This window comes from Bifidobacterium vansinderenii (assembly GCF_002234915.1).
Classification (GTDB): Bacteria; Actinomycetota; Actinomycetes; order Actinomycetales; family Bifidobacteriaceae; genus Galliscardovia; species Galliscardovia vansinderenii.
In genome coordinates, this window is the sequence record NZ_NEWD01000053.1 from 1 (window position 1) to 2,313 (window position 2,313).

3 protein-coding genes are annotated in these 2,313 nt (G+C 41.7%); all 3 read left to right on the top strand.

Going from position 1 to position 2,313, the window contains the following annotated elements; translation table 11 throughout:
* Positions 1-612: capsular polysaccharide synthesis protein (locus Tam10B_RS12670; RefSeq protein WP_198947614.1), on the top strand; the 612-nt coding region annotated here is incomplete at its 5' end.
* A gap of 146 nt (positions 613-758) precedes the next feature.
* Complete coding sequence (locus Tam10B_RS13865) at positions 759-1,202, top strand: acyltransferase (protein WP_158214222.1); 444 nt, start codon at positions 759-761, stop codon at positions 1,200-1,202.
* 9 nt (positions 1,203-1,211) lie between these two features.
* Positions 1,212-2,313 (top strand): O-antigen ligase family protein (locus Tam10B_RS13080; protein ID WP_143248660.1); only part of this gene is annotated, 1,102 nt, incomplete at its 3' end.

The following is a 2,313-nucleotide window of genomic DNA, read 5'->3' on the forward strand; positions in this document are numbered from 1 at the left end:
GAACTTTCCAAGTCCAATTATGAGAAGTATACGGATATTGATATCCGAATCCGTGATGGATTTGCAAGAGGAGACATCTCTGTACAGACCTTCTCGGATATTTTGCGCTTCAACGTGTTAAAGAATAATGGCGGAACATGGGTTGATGCAACATTGTATTTTTCTGCTCCTTATGATTTAACATTAAGGCTGTCTGATAAGTCGTTCGAATCGATGAACTGTGTCACGACTCCGAATTTCCTGAAATACAAAGGGGCGAGTTCCACATGGACCGGCTTCTTTATTGCTGCTCGTAAAAATTCTTTGTTTGTAACCGCTATGGACAGCATTTTTAAGGAATATTTCCTTAAGTATGGAAAATATCCGATTTATCTGTTTATTGATGCGGTATTTATGATTTGTTTGCGGCAGGGATTGGATAACAATGTTCTGAATTGTATTCATAAAAATCCTGGATACCTATTTGAATTGACCTCCTTACTCGGAGAGCCATTCCGACAGGCCTATTTATCTAGGCTTGCAAATACGCCGCAAAAGATGAGTTGGTTCTATGATGCATCGGGTACTTGTGAGGATTCCGTTTACGATCGTGTTTTTAGAGAAGACATGTAGTGGAGGAAATAATGCTTATGAATTTTCTTCATAAATTGGGAGCAGCTCCTAATAGGATTAAATGGCTTTTGACTGCTCGATCTTTGCACAGGATTGGTAGGGGAAGTCATGTTCGCCCTGGTTTCGAAGTCCATGGACCCCAATACATGACTATTGGAGAGTCTTTTTCTGCGGGCCGTTTTGTTTCGTTGCAGACTTGGAAGGTGGATGAGGTTGTAGATCCTGATCTTTTCATTGGTGACCAGGTAGTGATTGCTGATTTCGGTTTTATATCATGTGCACAAAAAGTTTCCATCGGTAATGGTACCTTGCTTGGAGTCAATGCCTTTATTACCGATAACTCACATGGTTCTAACTCTTTCCCTGAGCTTAGCGTCGCACCGAATGAGAGGAAAATTTACAGCAAAGGGCCGGTCATAATCGGAAAGAACGTGTGGATTGGCCGGAATGTTTGTGTGTTGCCTGGAGTGACTATTGGCGATGGGGCTATCATTGGAGCTAATGCGGTTGTTACCCATGATATTCCTGCGTACACGGTCGCTGCTGGAGTGCCCGCCCAGGTTGTAAGGCATCTTGATTCCGTGATGTAAGGGGCGGCGATGACAGTAAAATTTTCCAGGAAGGGCATTGTTCTGTTCCTCCTGCTTATTCCCGTTTTTTTGCCTATATCGATTGATTACTTTACAACATCGCTGCATTTGTATCGTTTTTCGACATATGTGGTTGTCGCTGTTCTATTAATTCGATTTGTTATCAATAAACGTGCCCCATCCGCGATCACTGCGTTTGCATTAGCTATGCAAGCATGGATTTTGCTATCGACCGCAATTGGCGGAGGGGACACCAGTACGGCATTAATGACATTGCTTCGTATTGGCATCGCATGTGTAGTGTTTGATGTTTATCGAGATCATTTGTCAACATTGCTGCGTGTCCTAATGATTCATAGCGAATTATGCGTTTATGGGAATTTTCTAACTATTTTGATAGCTCCAAATGGACTATATAGTAGGTCTATTTCAGCGTATGGAGCTTCTGAGGAATGGCTTTTGGGAGTGGACAACTATTTTGTCCAATGGCTATTTCCGGCTTTGGTGATCGCATGGATTTACAATACTTATTTCCATAGCCAGAATCGAGGCTTTGCCCTATCAATTATCGTTCTTTTGACTGAGTTTATGCATGGCTCGGCAACCGGTATAGTTGGTGTCGTTTTATTCTTCGCTTTGATGTTGGTCCCCGAGGTAAGACATTTCTTTACTCCTATTCGGAGTATTGCGATATCCTGTATCATATGGCTGCTAATTGTTATATTTAGAATTGTTAATATTTTTGCCCCAATTGTATTGAGACTTGGTAAAAATTTGACATTTTCTGGACGATTGGCCATTTGGGATAATGCTATTCATGCAATAACAATTAACCCCGTAATTGGATACGGAGTACTTACGAATGACGAGATGGTGCAGTATTTAGGACTATCTTCCAATGGGCTCTGGACTGGAGCTACGCATTGTCATGATCAGTTGTTGCAAATTGCATTTCAAGGAGGCATGATTGCACTATTGCTCTTCTTCACTGTTCTTGGGATTCTTGTGAAGAAATCGATAGCCCAATGGCCGAACAAGCAAGCACAGATTGCTGTGTACGCGGTGTCTGCATATATAATTATGTGTACGACAGAAATTTTTATTTATCCCG

Bases quoted from the DNA above. Each gene is read 5' to 3' on its own strand.
- Tam10B_RS13865 (WP_158214222.1), top strand. From the start codon at position 759: ATGACTATTGGAGAGTCTTTTTCTGCGGGCCGTTTTGTTTCGTTGCAG.